12 protein-coding genes are annotated in these 17,077 nt (G+C 63.5%); all 12 read left to right on the forward strand.

All coding sequences use genetic code 11. The features are described 5' to 3' along the window. The first annotated feature begins 76 nt into the window (after positions 1–76). The 12 genes from AC3FLX_RS14375 (at position 77) to AC3FLX_RS14430 (ending at position 16,884) form a co-directional block, all read left to right on the forward strand. Positions 77–547 carry a F0F1 ATP synthase subunit B gene (locus AC3FLX_RS14375; RefSeq protein ID WP_488697553.1) on the forward strand — a complete coding sequence of 157 codons (471 nt, stop codon included), beginning with the start codon at positions 77–79 and terminating at the stop codon, positions 545–547. Between the two features lie 2 nt (positions 548–549). Further along, the gene (locus AC3FLX_RS14380; RefSeq protein ID WP_488697555.1) at positions 550–1,092 is read left to right on the forward strand and encodes a F0F1 ATP synthase subunit delta; all 543 of its coding nucleotides are present in this window, start codon (positions 550–552) and stop codon (positions 1,090–1,092) included. Between the two features lie 39 nt (positions 1,093–1,131). Next, on the forward strand, positions 1,132–2,673 hold the full coding sequence (atpA, locus tag AC3FLX_RS14385; protein ID WP_488697557.1) for a F0F1 ATP synthase subunit alpha: 1,542 nt from the start codon (positions 1,132–1,134) through the stop codon (positions 2,671–2,673). A 71-nt stretch (positions 2,674–2,744) separates the two neighbouring features. Further along, positions 2,745–3,620: a F0F1 ATP synthase subunit gamma gene (gene atpG, locus AC3FLX_RS14390; RefSeq protein ID WP_488697558.1), complete on the forward strand. Its 876-nt coding sequence runs from the start codon at positions 2,745–2,747 to the stop codon at positions 3,618–3,620. A 33-nt stretch (positions 3,621–3,653) separates the two neighbouring features. Beyond that, positions 3,654–5,057: a F0F1 ATP synthase subunit beta gene (gene atpD, locus AC3FLX_RS14395; RefSeq protein ID WP_238266209.1), complete on the forward strand. Its 1,404-nt coding sequence runs from the start codon at positions 3,654–3,656 to the stop codon at positions 5,055–5,057. Positions 5,058–5,186: 129 nt separating this feature from the next. Continuing rightward, on the forward strand, positions 5,187–5,603 hold the full coding sequence (locus AC3FLX_RS14400; RefSeq protein ID WP_488697560.1) for a F0F1 ATP synthase subunit epsilon: 417 nt from the start codon (positions 5,187–5,189) through the stop codon (positions 5,601–5,603). A gap of 38 nt (positions 5,604–5,641) precedes the next feature. Then, the gene (locus AC3FLX_RS14405; protein ID WP_488697562.1) at positions 5,642–6,118 is read left to right on the forward strand and encodes a hypothetical protein; all 477 of its coding nucleotides are present in this window, start codon (positions 5,642–5,644) and stop codon (positions 6,116–6,118) included. A 301-nt stretch (positions 6,119–6,419) separates the two neighbouring features. Beyond that, positions 6,420–7,376: an alpha/beta hydrolase gene (locus AC3FLX_RS14410; RefSeq protein WP_488697563.1), complete on the forward strand. Its 957-nt coding sequence runs from the start codon at positions 6,420–6,422 to the stop codon at positions 7,374–7,376. 101 nt (positions 7,377–7,477) lie between these two features. Next, the gene (hemE, locus tag AC3FLX_RS14415; protein ID WP_488697565.1) at positions 7,478–8,581 is read left to right on the forward strand and encodes a uroporphyrinogen decarboxylase; all 1,104 of its coding nucleotides are present in this window, start codon (positions 7,478–7,480) and stop codon (positions 8,579–8,581) included. Between the two features lie 501 nt (positions 8,582–9,082). Beyond that, positions 9,083–11,413: a primosomal protein N' gene (locus AC3FLX_RS14420; protein WP_488697567.1), complete on the forward strand. Its 2,331-nt coding sequence runs from the start codon at positions 9,083–9,085 to the stop codon at positions 11,411–11,413. A 196-nt stretch (positions 11,414–11,609) separates the two neighbouring features. Continuing rightward, positions 11,610–15,572, forward strand: coding sequence for a trifunctional transcriptional regulator/proline dehydrogenase/L-glutamate gamma-semialdehyde dehydrogenase (putA, locus tag AC3FLX_RS14425; RefSeq protein WP_488697568.1), 3,963 nt, complete (start codon positions 11,610–11,612; stop codon positions 15,570–15,572). 160 nt (positions 15,573–15,732) lie between these two features. Further along, positions 15,733–16,884 carry a branched-chain amino acid ABC transporter substrate-binding protein gene (locus tag AC3FLX_RS14430; RefSeq protein WP_488697569.1) on the forward strand — a complete coding sequence of 384 codons (1,152 nt, stop codon included), beginning with the start codon at positions 15,733–15,735 and terminating at the stop codon, positions 16,882–16,884. Positions 16,885–17,077: the final 193 nt, after the last annotated feature.

The following is a 17,077-nucleotide window of genomic DNA, read 5'->3' on the forward strand; positions in this document are numbered from 1 at the left end:
TGGCGCAGGCCTCAGTCCGATGGCCTGGCCGCCCTTGTGCATTTATCTGTAGTTTGATTACCGAAAGGAACACACCATGAATCTGAACGCAACGTTTTTTGCGCAGATGGTCGTGTTCTTCATCCTGTGGTGGGTTGTTGCCAAATTCATTTGGCCGCCGCTGGTGAAGGCGCTCGACGAACGCGCAAAGAAGATCGCCGATGGCCTCGCCGCTGCCGAAAAGGGCAAGGCGGAGCTTGAACTCGCCAACAAGCGTGTGGACCAGGCTATGGCCGAAGCCCGCACCGAAGGCGCGCAACGCGTGGCCGACGCTGAAAAGCGCGCCCAGGCAGCCGCTGACGAGATCAAGCACAACGCCCAGGCAGAAGCCGCACGCATCATCGCCCAGGCCAAGGCCGAGGCAGAGCAGCAAGTGACCCGCGCACGCGAAACGCTGCGCGACCAGGTTGCCGTGCTGGCCGTCAAGGGTGCAGAGCAGATCCTCAAGCGTGAAGTGAACGCGCAGGTGCATACGGACCTGCTCAATCAACTCAAGGCTGAGCTCTAATCATGGCTGAAACCGCAACCATTGCCCGTCCCTACGCCGAGGCGCTGTTCCGCGCCGCGAGCGAAGCCGGTGCTGGCAACCTGGGTGCATGGTCCGAGCTGGTGTCGGAGATGGGGCAGGTTGCCGCCAACCCCGACATGCAGGCGCTCGCCACCGATCCGAACGTGCCGGGCGACAAGCTCGAGCAAGTGTTCCTGTCGGTGCTGAAGAGTCCGGTCAACGACGAAGCTCGCCGCTTCGTGAATCTGTTGGTGGAGAACAACCGCCTGACGGTGTTGCCGGAAATCGCCGAACAGTTCCATGCGCTCAAGAATGCCCGCGAGGGTTCGTCCGACGTCGAGATCACCAGCGCCTTCCCGCTGGACGATACGCAGACGAAGGAACTGGTCGCCGCACTCGAACGCAAGTTCGGCCGCAAGCTGTACGCAAAGGTGGCGGTGGACCCGTCGCTGATCGGCGGCGTGAGCGTCAAGGTCGGCGACGAAGTGCTCGACACCTCCGTGCGCGCGCGCCTGGCTGCCATGCAAGCCACGCTGACCGCCTGACCGCAACGGCCGACGGATTGAAGAATTAGGAGCATTGTGATGCAACTGAACCCCTCAGAAATCAGCGAGCTGATCAAGTCCCGCATCTCGGGTCTTGGCGCCGACGCTGAAGTGCGCAACACCGGCACGGTGATCTCCGTGACCGATGGTATCTGCCGCGTGCACGGCCTGTCCGGCGTGATGCAGGGCGAGATGCTGGAATTCCCGGGTAACACCTTTGGCCTGGCACTGAACCTCGAGCGTGACTCGGTGGGTGCCGTGGTGCTGGGTGACTACGAACACATTTCGGAAGGCGATACGGTCAAGTGCACCGGCCGCATTCTGGAAGTGCCGGTTGGCAAGGAACTGCTGGGCCGCGTGGTCAACACGCTGGGTCAGCCGATCGATGGCAAGGGCCCGATCAACGCCAAGGAAACGGACGTGATCGAGAAGGTCGCCCCGGGCGTGATCGCACGTCAGTCGGTGAGCCAGCCGGTGCAGACCGGTCTGAAGTCGATCGACGCGATGGTGCCGATCGGCCGTGGCCAGCGTGAGCTGATCATTGGCGACCGTCAGACCGGCAAGACCGCCGTGGCCGTCGACGCCATCATCAACCAGAAGGGCAAGGGCGTCTTCTGCGTGTACGTGGCAATCGGCCAGAAGGCTTCGACGATCTCGAACGTCGTGCGCAAGCTCGAAGAGCTCGGCGCGATGGAATACACGATCGTCGTGGCCGCATCGGCTTCGGACTCGGCCGCCATGCAGTACCTGGCTGCCTACGCCGGCTGCACGATGGGCGAATACTTCCGCGACCGCGGTGAAGACGCGCTGATCGTTTATGACGATCTGACCAAGCAGGCCTGGGCCTACCGTCAGGTGTCGCTGCTGCTGCGCCGCCCGCCGGGCCGTGAAGCCTACCCGGGTGACGTGTTCTACCTGCACTCGCGTCTGCTGGAGCGTGCTGCCCGCGTGAACGAAGACTACGTGGCCAAGTTCACGAACGGCGCCGTCACCGGCAAGACCGGTTCGCTGACCGCGCTGCCGGTGATCGAAACGCAGGCCGGCGACGTGTCCGCGTTCGTGCCGACCAACGTGATCTCGATTACCGACGGTCAGATCTTCCTGGAAACCGACTTGTTCAACGCCGGTATCCGCCCCGCTATCAACGCCGGTATTTCGGTGTCGCGTGTGGGTGGTGCAGCGCAGACCAAGATCATCAAGAAGCTGTCCGGCGGTATCCGTACCGACCTGGCCCAGTACCGTGAACTGGCTGCGTTCGCGCAGTTCGCCTCGGACCTGGACGATGCCACCCGCAAGCAGCTGGAGCGCGGCCGCCGCGTGACGGAACTGCTGAAGCAGCCGCAATACCAGCCGCTGCAGGTGTGGCAACTGGCAGCGTCGCTGTATGCCGCGAACAATGGCTTCCTCGACAACGTCGACGTGAAGGACATCCTGCCGTTCGAAAAGGGCCTGCACGACCATCTGAAGACCAAGTTCGCCGACCTCGTCAACCGCATCGAAGATACCAAGGATCTGTCGAAGGACGACGAAGCCGCACTGCGTGCCGCGATCGAGGATTTCAGGAAGTCCGCCGCGTTCTAACCGCGTGATTCCACGCGCTGCGCCGTAGCTGCCGCAAGGCCTGCGGCGCGGCACGAATGGAGAGGAAAGATATGGCCGGAACGAAAGAGATTCGAACCAAGATCAAGAGCGTGCAGAACACGCGCAAGATCACCAAGGCGATGGAAATGGTCGCCGCATCCAAAATGCGCAAGGCGCAGGAACGGATGCGGAACGCCCGCCCGTACGCTGAAAAAGTGCGCAATATCGCAGCGCACCTGGCCACTGCCAACCCCGAGTTCAAGCACCCGTTCATGGTGGAGCGCGAAGTCAAGCGCGTCGGCATGATCGTGGTGACGACCGACAAGGGTCTGTGCGGCGGCATGAACACGAACGTGCTGCGTGCGGTGACCAATGAGCTGAAGACCCTGCAGGGCCGCGGTGTGGACGTGCAAGCGACCGCCATCGGTACCAAGGGCATGCAGTTCCTGGGTCGCATCGGTGCCAAGGTGGTCTCGAACGTGGTGCACCTCGGTGATACCCCGCATCTGGAAAAGCTGATCGGCGCGATCAAGGTACAGCTGGACGCCTTTACCAACGGCGAAGTCGACGCGGTGTACTTGGCATATACCAAGTTCATCAACACGATGAAGCAGGAGCCGATGGTCGAGCAACTGCTGCCGCTGGCCGCGGACAAGCTGAGCCAGACCGAAGATGAAAAGCGCGCCTACTCGTGGGATTACATCTACGAGCCCGACGCCCAGACGGTTGTGGAAGAGCTGCTCGTCCGCTACGTCGAAGCGCTGGTGTATCAGGCCGTGGCCGAGAACATGGCGTCGGAGCAATCCGCGCGCATGGTGGCCATGAAGGCGGCATCCGACAACGCCAAGAACGTGATTGGCGAACTGCAGCTGGTCTACAACAAGACCCGCCAGGCAGCGATCACGAAGGAACTGTCGGAAATCGTCAGCGGCGCAGCTGCGGTCTAAGGCGTCAAGTATTCAAGCTATCGGAGATACGAAATGAGTATCGGAAATATTGTGCAGTGCATTGGCGCCGTGGTGGACATCGAGTTCCCGCGTGACGCAATGCCGAAGGTGTACGACGCACTCGTGCTCGAAGAGGGCAACGACAAGTCGTTCGCCGAGAAGGGTCTGACCTTCGAAGTGCAGCAACAGCTCGGTGATGGCGTGGTGCGTACCATTGCCCTGGGCTCGTCGGACGGCCTGCGCCGTGGCATGTCGGTGAAGAGCACCGGCGCCCCCATCTCCGTGCCGGTTGGCCACGGTACGCTGGGCCGCATCATGGACGTGCTGGGTCGCCCGATCGACGAAGCCGGCCCGATCGCCGCTGATGAAAGGCGTGCGATTCACCAGAAGGCACCGAAGTTCGACGAACTGTCGCCGTCGGTTGACCTGCTGGAAACCGGCATCAAGGTGATCGACCTGGTGTGCCCGTTCGCAAAGGGCGGCAAGGTGGGCCTGTTCGGTGGCGCCGGTGTGGGCAAGACCGTGAACATGATGGAGCTCATCAACAACATCGCCAAGCAGCACAGCGGTCTGTCGGTGTTTGCCGGCGTGGGCGAGCGTACCCGTGAAGGGAACGACTTCTACCACGAAATGAAGGACTCGAACGTGCTCGACAAGGTGGCCATGGTGTTCGGCCAGATGAACGAGCCGCCGGGCAACCGTCTGCGCGTGGCGCTGACCGGCCTGACGATGGCCGAGCGCTTCCGCGACGAAGGCCGTGACATCCTGTTCTTCGTCGACAACATCTACCGCTACACGCTGGCCGGTACGGAAGTGTCGGCACTTCTGGGCCGTATGCCTTCCGCCGTGGGCTACCAGCCGACGCTGGCTGAAGAAATGGGCAAGCTGCAGGAGCGTATTACGTCGACCAAGACTGGCTCGATCACGTCGATCCAGGCCGTGTACGTGCCTGCCGATGACTTGACCGACCCGTCGCCGGCTACGACCTTCCTGCATCTGGACTCGACCGTCGTGCTGTCGCGTGACATCGCCGCGCTGGGTATCTACCCCGCCGTCGATCCGCTCGACTCGACCTCGCGCCAGCTGGACCCGCAAGTCGTGGGCACGGAGCACTACGAAGTGGCGCGCCGAGTTCAGCAGACTCTGCAGCGCTACAAGGAACTGCGCGACATCATCGCGATTCTGGGCATGGACGAACTGTCGCCGGAAGACAAGCTGGCAGTGTCGCGCGCTCGTAAGATCCAGCGTTTCCTGTCGCAGCCGTTCCACGTGGCCGAAGTGTTCACGGGTTCGCCGGGCAAGTACGTGCCGCTGAAGGAAACCATCCGTGGTTTCAAGATGCTGGTGGATGGCGAGTGCGATCACCTGCCGGAACAGGCGTTCTACATGGTGGGTTCGATCGACGAAGCCTTCGAGAAGGCCAAGAAGCTTCAGTAAGCGGTGTCTTTCGCCTTTGCGCGAAGTCGTGGCTGTCTTGCCTTGGCAGGCAGCCGCGCCGAGTGCGAAGGCGAAAAACAAGCTTCCTGATGTGCAGGGAGCAAACGCTTTCTGGAGAAAGGATCTTATATGGCAACCATTCTTGTAGACGTCGTCAGCGCGGAAGCGTCGATCTTCTCCGGTCAGGCGAAGTTCGTTGCGCTGCCGGGCGAGACGGGTGAGCTGGGCATTCTGCCGGGCCACACGCCGCTGATCACGCGCATTCAGCCCGGTGCCGTGCGCATCGAGAAAGAAGACGGCAGCGAGGAATTCGTGTTCGTTGCCGGCGGCATTCTCGAAGTCCAGCCCAAGCACGTGACCGTTCTGGCCGATACCGCCATCCGCGGTAGCGACCTGGACGAAGCCAAGGCCCAGGATGCCAAGCGCGCTGCGGAGGAACTGATGCAGAACCAGAGCAGTGACCTGGATCTGGCTCGTGCCCAAAGCGAGCTGGCCGTTGCCGCTGCACAGCTGGCCGCGATTGCCCGCCTGCGTCGTAAGAAGTAAGGAATACCTGCAGTACGCCGCGCTGTTGTTTTTTCGGCGTGGCATTAAAAAAGGCAGCCATCTGGCTGCCTTTTTTATTTTCCGAACGCTATATTTCTTTGCCTGGACCACAAAAAAAAGCGCGCGGGCCGGGGAGGCTCCGCGCGGACGGGAAAATCCCTTCGAGGGGTCAATTCGAAGGAACGGGTTCGGTCCAGGAATCACTTACAAGCGCAGCGGAACTTTCTTTCCGCATCATCGGCGAGTTTCCAATCGTCGGAACCTCAAGCCACGCGCTACCGGTCTTCCTGGTGCCGGATCAGACGATTCCAAAGATTGTCTGGTCCGGTAAATCGGGTTACTGCTCAGGCTTTCTTCCACACCCCTTATTTTTCAAGGCTTTAGCGGCGGGGGAACCTCACACCAAGCGCTGGTCTGTCAATGCATTGTGGGGGAAACTTCTGGGGATGGCAGTAACAAAATGTATCGTTTTGCAAGAAGATGAAAGGCCGGGATGCAAAAATCCGGCGTTTTAGACACTTTTGTTCGAATTTGAAAGCGTTTTCACAGCGCGGCATAGCATCTTGTTTAGCCGGCAATGTTAAGACATTGTGAGGCTAGTGTACTGAATGCATTACGTTTTTTCCGCGCCCGCTTAAGACCAACCCTACTTTCGTGGGATGCCGGAATTCCCGCCCTCGAAATTGTGTTCGGTAGCGCATCCAGCGTTACGATTAGAAACGGTTAGCGCGCCACTTTTTCCAGTCGTATGCGTTATCCCCGGCGAGCCACGGCACCGCTACACTGGCGGTCGTTCGCACTTACGCACGTTTCGTCATGGCCATCGATCCTCAGCTGCAAACCTATTATCGCCAGATGGCGGAAATCTACGCTGGCCAGCCCGCGGCGATCAGCGCACCGGAGCGCCGTGCACGCTTCGATGAAGTGGCGGCCCGTTCGCAGTTGCCCGATCCAGATGGCATGGTCGTCAGCGATCTGGAAATTCCCGTGGACGGCGCATCGCTCCCGGCGCGGCTGTTCCGGCCGGCGGGTGAAGAAAATCCGCGCTTGATCGTTTATTTTCACGGCGGTGGCTGGGTGGTCGGGTCGCCGCGGACGCACCATTCGGTTGCCGCACTGCTTGCCGCCGACACGGGGTGCGCGGTGGTCAGTGTCGATTACCGCCTGGCCCCCGAGCTGCCGTTTCCCACGCCTTGTGACGATGCGATCGGCGCGGTGCGCTGGCTCGCCAATGCGCGCGAAGCGCTCGGCGTTGCGCCGGACTTCCTGGCGGTGGCGGGCGACAGCGCGGGCGGACACCTGGCCGCCGCCGCGGCACGCCAGATCAATGACGATGCCGCCCGGCATATCGTCAACGCGCAATTGCTGATCTACCCGGTCGCGGCGCCGGTGCTGACCACCGAAAGCTACCGCGCCTTTGCAGATGGCCCGGGCCTGACGCGCGATGAGATGGCTTGGTTCTGGACCCAGTACATCGGTGCTGAAGCACTTACCGTCGGTGCGGCCCAGACCGATCCGCGCATCCACCTGATGGCCACGCCGCCCAAGCATCTGCCGCCGTCCAGCGTGGTGATCGTTGCGGCCAATGATGTGTTGCGTGACGACGGCCTGGCCTATGCCGATTTTCTGGTGCGCCATGATGCACTGGTGACGACGATCGAAGCCAGTGGCATGACGCATGGCTTTGCACGCCTGCAGCCCGAGGCGCCACGGGCCCGTGAATGGATGCGCCGCGCCGCGCAAGCCTTTGTCGCGAGTTTCGACGACATCTGAAAATCCGCTGCAGAAAGCCGACATCGATATGACGGCCATCATCCCGTCGACGGCTGCATAAGGCGGCGTTCCCGTAGAATGGCGGTCTTACGAGGATGACCATGACCGTACTGCAGAACGACACCTTCCTGCGCGCGCTGCGCCGGCAACCCACCGAATACACGCCGCTGTGGCTGATGCGCCAGGCGGGCCGCTATCTGCCCGAGTACAACGCGACGCGGGCGCGTGCCGGCAGTTTTCTGGGCCTGGCCAAAAATCCGGCGTATGCCACGGAAGTAACGCTGCAGCCGCTGGATCGGTATCCGCTGGATGCGGCGATTCTGTTCTCCGACATCCTCACCGTTCCCGATGCAATGGGCCTGGGCCTGTCGTTCGCACAGGGCGAGGGTCCGCGCTTTGCTCACCCGCTGCGCACCGAAGCCGATGTGGCCAAGCTGGCCGTCCCAGACATGTCGTCGCTGCAGTATGTATTTGACGCAGTCAGCGAAATTCGCCGCGCGCTGGTGCAAAACGGCACACAACGAGTACCGCTGATCGGATTCTCGGGCAGCCCCTGGACCCTGGCCTGCTATATGGTCGAAGGCGGCGGCTCGGACGACTTCCGCACGGTGAAGGCGATGATGTACGGCCGTCCGGACCTGATGCATCGCATTCTCGATATCAATGCCCAGGCGGTGTCCGCGTACCTGAACGCACAGATCGAAGCCGGCGCGCAGGCCGTGATGGTGTTCGACACCTGGGGCGGTGCCTTGGCTGACGGCATGTACCAGACCTTCTCGCTGGCCTATATGCGTCGCGTGCTGCAGGGCCTGAAGCGCGAGCACAACGGGCAGCAGATTCCGGTCATTGTGTTCACCAAGGGCGGTGGCATCTGGCTCGAGCAGATCGCCGGCATCGAGCCGGACGCGATCGGGCTGGACTGGACTGTCAACCTTACCCAGGCGCGCCGCCGCACCGAAGGCAAGGTCGCGCTCCAAGGCAATATCGACCCCACGGTGTTGTTCGCGCCAGAGGCGGCCATCCGCGAGCAGGTCCGCCAGGTGCTGGACACTTATGCCGCCGGTGGCGGCAGTGACGGCCACGTATTCAACCTCGGCCACGGCATTTCGCAGTTCACCCCGCCGGAAAATGTGTCGGTGCTGGTCGACGAAGTGCACAACCACAGCCGCAAGCTCCGGGGCTCGGCGGTTGCACCTGCCGTCTGATTCTGACGATTTCCCCGCGGCGCAGCGATGTGATGAGTATTTGCGGCGCAGTGTCGCGGAAGGCGCTGCGCGCTTCATGTCAAGTAAACTATTTAACGGCGTTTCGCCAAAAAGGTGCCGGGTAGTTGCTGTCAAGGCTTGACTTATGCACACCGATAGGTTTGCGGCACTGCACGAGCGGGTTACCCCTTAACTCAGTTGGGGGGTGTTTGCAAGTCATTGATTCATAAGGCTTTGAATCTTCTGCAATGTGGGGTGCGAAGTCGATGAAAGCCTTGTGTCAAGCGCCTTGGCGGAAACTCGATGCGACTTTTCAACAAAGTTATCCACAGGCCCGGTGATGGGGGTGCAAAACCATCCGTGGATCATCGACTTAGGGTCACATTTGAAGTTTTACTTTAAGTTGATGTTGCGCCGCACACAGACATCCAGCCGCCTTTCCGAGCCGTCGCCCATGCACAACGAATGCGCACTGGGGCTGCACCAAGCAGGGGTCCAAGCATGACCGCCGGCCCCGACGACTCGCTCGCTGTGGCGCATACCACACGGATTTCCGCCGCTCCCGGGCAGGAAAGCGATGCCCGCCCCGGCCACATCGTTCGCGTGGCGCTCGACACCCCTGCCGATGACTGTTTCGACTACCTGGCCGACGATGGCGTGGCGCCGGGTGAACTGGTGGTGGTGCCGTTTGGCAAGCGTCAGGTTGTTGGCGTGGCCGTCGCACGTGTGGATAACTCCGACGTCCCGGCAGACAAGATCCGGCCCATTGTCGCGCGCATTGGCTGGATGCCGCCGCTCAGTGCCGAATGGATGGCGCTGGCCCGATTTGCCGCACGCTACTATCACCGCCGCCTTGGCGAAGTGATGCTGCCGGCATTGCCGCCCTCGCTACGCGAAACCGAAACCTGGGACCGCCTGGGCCAACGCGCCCAGACTACGCAGTACCGGGTACGGCCCGGACAGGCCGACGCGCTGCGTGAATCGGTCCCGGCGCGTGCCCGTACCGTGCGTGCGCTGGCGGATGCGCTTGCCGATCCGCAGGACCCGCAGGGTTGGGTACGGCTGGCCGATGCGCGCGAACTTTGCACGGCCGCGCCCCAGAGGCTGGCTGAATGGATAGCCGAAGGCCGGGTCGAGTGCATCCACGTCGAACGGCCTCTGCTCGATACGGACGCGGACCGCCCGGCATCGACCGCACCGGTGCTCCACGCCGAGCAGCAACAGGCGGTGGATGCGATCGTCGCCGCACAAGACTATGCGGCGTTCCTGTTGCATGGCGTGACCGGCAGCGGCAAGACCGAGGTCTATCTGCATGCCATCGCCGAGCGTCTGGCTGCCGATCCGACGGCACAAGTGCTGATGCTGGTGCCCGAAATCAATCTCACGCCCCAGCTCCAGTCGCGCATTGCAGAGCGCTTTCCGCATATGCCGCTGGCCGTGCTGCATAGCGGTCTGGCCGACCAGGAGCGCAGCCTGCAATGGCTGGCTGCCCACCGGGGCGAAGCCCGCATCGTGCTGGGTACGCGCATGGCGATCATGGCGTCGATGCCGAACCTGCGCCTGATCATCGTCGACGAAGAGCACGATACGTCGTACAAGCAGCAGGAAGGTCTGCGCTATTCGGCGCGCGACCTGGCCGTCTGGCGGGCCAATCAGCTCAAGATTCCGATCGTGCTTGGGTCGGCCACGCCTTCAATGGAAACGTGGTACCGGGCGGAGCAGGGCGCATATCGCAAGCTGGTACTGCGAGAGCGCGCCCAGGCCGATGCGGCGCTGCCGGCGGTCAAGCTGATCGATCTCAATCACGAGCGCCAGCGGCAGCGTGCCCTTTTCGAAGGGCTGTCCGTGCCGCTGCTCGATGCCATCCAGCAGCGGCTGGACCGCGGCCAACAGAGCCTGCTGTTCCTGAACCGGCGCGGCTACGCACCCGTCCTGGCATGCGATAGCTGCGGCTGGCTTTCGGGGTGTCCGCGCTGCTCCGCGTACCTGGTGCTGCATCGCCCGGAGCGGCGGCTGCGCTGCCATCACTGCGGACTCGAATCGCCGGTGCCGCACCATTGCCCCGACTGCGGCAACGTCGATATCGCACCGCTCGGGCGCGGAACCCAGCGCATCGAAGAAGCGTTATCCACACGTTTTCCACAGGCACGCATCGCCCGGATCGATGCCGACTCCACACGCCGCAAAGGCAGCGCGCAGGCCATGTTCGACGAAGTTCATGCGGGCGAGGTCGACATCCTGGTGGGTACCCAGATGGTGGCCAAGGGGCACGACTTCCAGCGCGTGACGCTGGTTGGCATCGTCCATCCGGACGCCGCCATGTTCAGCCACGACTTCCGCGCCGCCGAGCATCTATTTGCATCGCTGATGCAGGTATCCGGTCGTGCGGGCCGGGCGGGCCTGGGCGGCGAAGTGCTGATCCAGACCCGCTACCCGGACGCCCCCGCATTGCAGGCGCTGGCACGCCATGACTATGATGGATTCGCGGCAAGCCAGTTGCGCGAGCGCCGGCAGGCCGGGTTGCCCCCGTATGCCTACCAGGTGCTGATCACGGCCGAGCATGGCCAGCTGGAGCGCGCGCTGGCATTCCTGCAAGCCGCGCGCGAACAGGCCGATGCGAATCCCCTGGCGCTGGAGGTGCAACTGCATGACCCCGTGCCGATGTCGATGGTGCGGCTGTTCAACAAGGAGCGCGCGCAGATGCTGGTTGAAGCCTCCTCGCGCCCCTTATTGCAGCGCTTTATTAGTGAGTGGGTGCCAACATTCGAAGAAGTTGGCACGCGTGTGAAGGGTGTGCGCTGGCAGCTGGAAATCGATCCGCTGCGGATCTGACCGACGGCGCTTGTGCATGTGGATGTTGCGTTGGTGCAACCTGCGCATCACGTCTCAGGATAGGTGGTTGCACTAGGTTGCACCTAGTAAATCTCCGAGAGTAAGATCGCGCCAGCCCGGTAGTCTGGCCGGTACGTGCGCGTATCGCAAAAAGGCTGCCAACCGTCTTACCTAGATCCGCTGGAGAACTGCCCGCATGGCCACCACCACCCTTGGCGTCAAGCTCGACGATGCTTCACGCGAACGTCTCAAACGTGCCGCCCAATCGATCGACCGCACGCCGCACTGGCTGATCAAGCAGGCCATCTTCACGTATCTGGAGCAGGTGGAACGCGGCCATCTGCCGCATGAAGCCGGCGCAGCCGCGCTGGCCGATGGCGACGGCACCGACGCCGGTGATGTGGCAACGGGCGATACGCTGCCGCCCCCGTTCCTGGAGTTTGCCCAGAGCATCCAGCCGCAGTCGGTGCTGCGCGCGGCCATTACGTCGGCCTATCGCCGCCCGGAAACCGAGTGTGTGCCGGTGCTGCTGGAGCAGGCGCGCCTGCCGCAAGCCCAGGCCGAAGCCGCCATCAAGATGGCCAAGGCGCTGGCCCAGAAGCTGCGCGAGCAGAAGGTGGGTACGGGCCGCGAAGGTCTGGTGCAGGGTCTGATCCAGGAATTCTCGCTGTCGTCGCAGGAAGGCGTGGCGCTGATGTGCCTGGCCGAGGCCCTGCTGCGTATCCCCGACAAGGCCACGCGCGACGCGCTGATCCGCGACAAGATCAGCGGCGCCAACTGGCAGTCGCACCTGGGCCAAAGCCCGTCCCTGTTCGTGAACGCCGCCACCTGGGGCCTGCTGCTGACCGGCAAGCTCGTGGCCACGCATACCGAAGCCGGTTTGTCGAAGGCGCTGACGCGCATCATCGGCAAGGGCGGCGAGCCGCTGATCCGCAAGGGCGTGGACATGGCCATGCGCCTGATGGGCGAGCAGTTCGTGACCGGCGAGACAATTTCCGAAGCGCTGGCCAATGCGCGCAAGTACGAAGCCGAAGGCTTCCGCTATTCGTACGACATGCTCGGCGAAGCGGCGATGACCGAGGCCGATGCCCAGCGCTACCTGGCTTCCTACGAGCAGGCCATCCACGCCATCGGCCAGGCCTCGCGCGGCCGTGGCATCTATGAAGGCCCGGGTATCTCGATCAAGCTGTCGGCGCTGCATCCGCGCTACAGCCGTGCGCAGCACGAGCGCGTCGTCACCGAACTCTATGGCCGCTTGAAGAGCCTGACGCTGCTGGCTCGCCAGTACGACATCGGTATCAATATCGATGCCGAAGAGGCCGACCGCCTGGAAATCTCGCTCGACCTGCTCGAACGTCTGTGCTTCGAGCCGGAGCTGGCCGGCTGGAACGGCATCGGCTTTGTGGTGCAGGGCTACCAGAAGCGCTGCCCGTTCGTGATCGACTACGTGATCGACCTGGCGCGCCGCAGCCGCCACCGCCTGATGATCCGTCTGGTCAAGGGCGCCTACTGGGATAGCGAGATCAAGCGCGCCCAGGTGGACGGTCTGGAAGGCTACCCCGTCTATTCGCGCAAGGTGTACACCGACGTGTCGTATGTCGCGTGCGCACGCAAGCTGCTGTCGGTGCCGGACGCGATCTATCCGCAGTTCGCCACGCACAACGCGCATACGCTGTCGGCCATCTATCAGATCGCTGGCCAGAACTACTACCCCGGCCAGTATGAATTCCAGTGCCTGCACGGCATGGGCGAGCCGCTGTACGACCAGGTCGTCGGGGCGAAGGCGGACGGCAAGTTCGGCCGGCCGTGCCGCATCTACGCACCGGTGGGTACGCACGAGACGCTGCTGGCCTACCTGGTGCGCCGTCTGCTGGAAAACGGCGCCAACACGTCGTTCGTGAATCGTATTGCCGACGATACGATTCCGCTCGATGAACTGGTGGCCGATCCCGTGGCCGTGGTCGAGCAGATGCACAAGGAGGAGGGCACGCTGGGCCTGCCGCATCCGCGCATCCCGCAACCGCGCACGCTGTATGGCAAGTCGCGCGCCAACTCGGCCGGTATCGACCTGTCGAACGAACACCGCCTGGCCTCGCTGTCGTCCGCCCTGCTGGCTGGCACCAGCGACACGCCGCGCGCCGAGCCGCTGCTGGGCGCCGAGGTATCGCGCACCGAAGCCAAGTCCGAACCTGTGCTGAACCCGGCCGATCACCGCGACGTGGTGGGCCAGGTCAGCGAAGCCACGCCGGCCGAGATCGAGGCAGCGCTGGCGGCCGCCGTCAACGTGGCGCCGATCTGGCAGGCCACGCCGCCCGAGGTGCGCGCCGCCGCGCTGGAACGCGCCGCGGATCTGATGGAAGCCCAGATGCAGTCGCTGATGGGCATCATCATGCGCGAGGCGGGCAAGACGTTCTCGAACGCGATTGCCGAAGTGCGCGAGGCCGTCGACTTCCTGCGCTACTACGCCGTGCAGGTACGCGAGACGTTCTCGAACGATACCCATCGCCCGCTCGGTCCCGTGGTCTGTATCAGCCCGTGGAACTTCCCGCTGGCGATCTTCACGGGGCAGGTTGCCGCCGCGCTGGCCGCCGGGAATCCGGTACTGGCCAAGCCGGCCGAACAGACCCCGCTGATCGCCGCTGCCGCTGTGCGCCTGCTGCGCGAAGCCGGCGTGCCGGCCGGTGCCGTGCAACTGCTGCCGGGCCGCGGTGAAACCGTGGGCGCCGCGCTCGTGGGCGATGCCCGCGTCAAGGGCGTGATGTTCACCGGATCGACCGAAGTGGCGCGTCTGCTGCAGCGTAATGTGGCCGGTCGTCTGGATGCATCGGGCCGCCCGATTCCGCTGATCGCCGAGACCGGCGGCCAGAACGCGATGATCGTCGACTCCTCGGCGCTGGCCGAGCAGGTGGTTGGCGACGTCGTCAGCTCGGCGTTCGACTCCGCCGGCCAGCGCTGCTCCGCGCTGCGCGTGCTGTGCCTGCAAGAGGACGTGGCCGACCGCATCGTCGAAATGCTCAAGGGCGCGATGGGCGAGCTGACGCTGGGCAACCCGGATCGCCTGTCGACCGACGTCGGCCCGGTCATCGACGAGGAAGCGCGCGGCAACATCGTGCGTCATATCGAGGCGATGCGTGCCAAGGGGCGCCGTGTGCATCAGGCCGATCCAAACGTCGCACTATCGTCGGCCTGCCGCAACGGCACCTTCGTGCCGCCGACGCTGATCGAACTTGATTCGATCGAAGAACTCAAGCGCGAGGTGTTCGGCCCCGTGCTGCACGTGGTGCGCTACCCGCGCACGGCGCTGGACACGATGATCGGGCAGATCAACAGCACCGGTTACGGCCTGACGCTGGGCATCCATACCCGCATCGACGAAACGATTGCGCATATCGTCGACCGCGCGCACGTGGGCAACCTCTATGTGAACCGGAATATCGTCGGCGCCGTCGTGGGCGTGCAGCCGTTCGGTGGCGAAGGCCTGTCGGGCACCGGCCCGAAGGCGGGTGGTCCGCTGTATCTGCACCGCCTGCTGTCGGTCTGTCCGCAGGATGCGGTGGTACGTGGCGTGCGCATGTCCGACGCGGGCGGCGCAACACCGGTCGCACCGGAGAACGCCGAGCTGTCCGCCCTGCAGGTTTGGGCAAAAACCAATCTGCCGGAGGTGGCGGCCGCCTGCGAGCGCTTTGGCGCCGCATCGGCCTCGGGCCTGTCGGTCACGCTGCCTGGCCCCACGGGCGAGCGCAACACGTACTCGCTGCTGCCGCGCGAGCGCGTGCTTTGCCTGGCGCAGAACGATGCCGACCTTGCGCTGCAACTGGCCGCCGTGCTGGCGGTTGGCTCGGAAGCGTTGTGGACAGACACACCCGTTGCAAAGGCCCTGTTGGCGCGCCTGCCTGCCGCAGTACAATCGCGCGTCCGCGTGGTTTCCGACTGGCTGGGCACGGACATCGCCTTCGACGCAGTGCTGCACCACGGCGATTCCGACCAGCTCCGCACGGTCTGCGAACAGGTGGCCACGCGCCCCGGTCCGATCGTCGGCGTGCAGGGCCTGGCCCAGGGTGAACCGAATATCGCGCTGGAGCGTTTGTTGATCGAGCGTTCGCTGTCCGTCAACACGGCGGCGGCGGGCGGCAATGCAAGTCTGATGACGATCGGCTGAGGCACCGGCCTCAAGCGGGTTGTTACCAAAGCGCGTGGCGGGGGCCGGCGATCCCGACCCTGCCGCGCAACCCAGGAACGGAACGGTGCTGCCAACGCCGATCCGCAAATATGCCGACACCGGCACCATATGGCACCCTATGGGACCCAAAGGAGAACTGATGAGCTCGACATTCCGCAAGACGGCCATGACCGTTGCCCTGGCCGTTGCAGGCCTGACCGCTGCCTCGGCCGCCTTCGCCCAGGCACAGGAAATCAAGCTGGGCTACGCCGGCCCGCTGACTGGCGGCCAGGCACAGTACGGCAAGGACATGCAGAACGGCATCGTCCTGGCAATCGACGACATGAACGCCACCAAGCCGAAGATCGGTGGCAAGGAAGTCAAGTTCGTCCTGATCTCCGAAGACGACCAGGCCGACCCGAAGACCGGTTCGGTGGTGGCGCAAAAGCTGGTGGATGCCGGCATCCAGGGTATGCTCGGCCACTTCAACTCGGGCACCAGCATCCCCGCGTCGATGGTCTACAACCGCGCCGGCATTCCGCAGATCGCGATGGCCACGGCGCCTGAGTACACCCGCCAGGGCTTCAAGACCACGTTCCGCATGATGACGTCCGACACCCAGCAGGGTTCGGTGATCGGCGCGTTCGTAGTGAAGAAGCTCGGCGCCAAGAACATCGCCATCGTCGATGACCGCACCGCATACGGCCAGGGTCTGGCGGACGAGTTCGAAAAGGCCGCCAAGGCTGCCGGCGGCAAGATCGTGCGCCGCGAATTCACGAACGACAAGGCTGTGGACTTCAAGGCCGTGCTGACGAACATCAAGCGCAGCAACCCGGACGTGATTTTCTACGGCGGCGCCGAGACGCAGTCGGCCCCGATGGCCAAGCAGGTCAAGGAACTGGGCCTGAAGGCACCGATCGTGTCTGGCGAAATGTCCAAGACCGACAACTTCCTGAAGCTGGCCGGCCCGGCAGCCGATGGCACCGTGGTATCGCTGGCTGGCCTGCCGCTGGAGCAGATGCCTGGCGGCGCCGCCTACGAGAAGCGTTACGAAAAGCGTTTTGGCTCGAAGGTTCAGACGTATTCGCCGTACGCCTACGATGGCGCCACCGCGATGATGAGCGCGATGGTCAAGGCCGGTTCGGCTGACCCGGTACGCTACCTGCCGGTGCTGGCCGCCACCAACATGCAGGGCGTGACCACCAAGACGCTGGCCTACGATGCGCGCGGCGACCTGAAGGACGGCGGTATCACCGTCTACAAGGTTGAAGGCGGCAAGTGGACCGTGCTGGAGACCGTGGGCGGCAAGTAATCCCCCGGATCCGTCGGAAGCGGGGCCGGCGCCTTTCCCGTCGGTCCCGCCAGCAGAACTGGCGCCATACGTGGACGATGTCCGCTTTTGGCGCCTTTTTATTTGTGTGCAAAGGTAATCAAGCGCCTTTTCCTCGCTGTTCTCCCCAAAGCATGTCACGCCAATAGCGCATAATTCCGCCTTTGCTGAATTC

The sequence above is a fragment of the Cupriavidus sp. 291-E7 genome (assembly GCF_057798835.1).

What these genes read in the sequence shown, in the direction of transcription:
- AC3FLX_RS14375 (WP_488697553.1), top strand. Translation starts at nt 77, where the DNA reads ATGAATCTGAACGCAACGTTTTTTGCGCAGATGGTCGTGTTCTTCATC.
- AC3FLX_RS14410 (WP_488697563.1), top strand. Translation starts at nt 6,420, where the DNA reads ATGGCCATCGATCCTCAGCTGCAAACCTATTATCGCCAGATGGCGGAA.
- AC3FLX_RS14430 (WP_488697569.1), top strand. Translation starts at nt 15,733, where the DNA reads ATGAGCTCGACATTCCGCAAGACGGCCATGACCGTTGCCCTGGCCGTT.
- hemE (WP_488697565.1), top strand. Translation starts at nt 7,478, where the DNA reads ATGACCGTACTGCAGAACGACACCTTCCTGCGCGCGCTGCGCCGGCAA.
- AC3FLX_RS14400 (WP_488697560.1), top strand. Translation starts at nt 5,187, where the DNA reads ATGGCAACCATTCTTGTAGACGTCGTCAGCGCGGAAGCGTCGATCTTC.
- AC3FLX_RS14420 (WP_488697567.1), top strand. Translation starts at nt 9,083, where the DNA reads ATGACCGCCGGCCCCGACGACTCGCTCGCTGTGGCGCATACCACACGG.
- atpD (WP_238266209.1), top strand. Translation starts at nt 3,654, where the DNA reads ATGAGTATCGGAAATATTGTGCAGTGCATTGGCGCCGTGGTGGACATC.
- AC3FLX_RS14380 (WP_488697555.1), top strand. Translation starts at nt 550, where the DNA reads ATGGCTGAAACCGCAACCATTGCCCGTCCCTACGCCGAGGCGCTGTTC.
- atpG (WP_488697558.1), top strand. Translation starts at nt 2,745, where the DNA reads ATGGCCGGAACGAAAGAGATTCGAACCAAGATCAAGAGCGTGCAGAAC.
- atpA (WP_488697557.1), top strand. Translation starts at nt 1,132, where the DNA reads ATGCAACTGAACCCCTCAGAAATCAGCGAGCTGATCAAGTCCCGCATC.
- putA (WP_488697568.1), top strand. Translation starts at nt 11,610, where the DNA reads ATGGCCACCACCACCCTTGGCGTCAAGCTCGACGATGCTTCACGCGAA.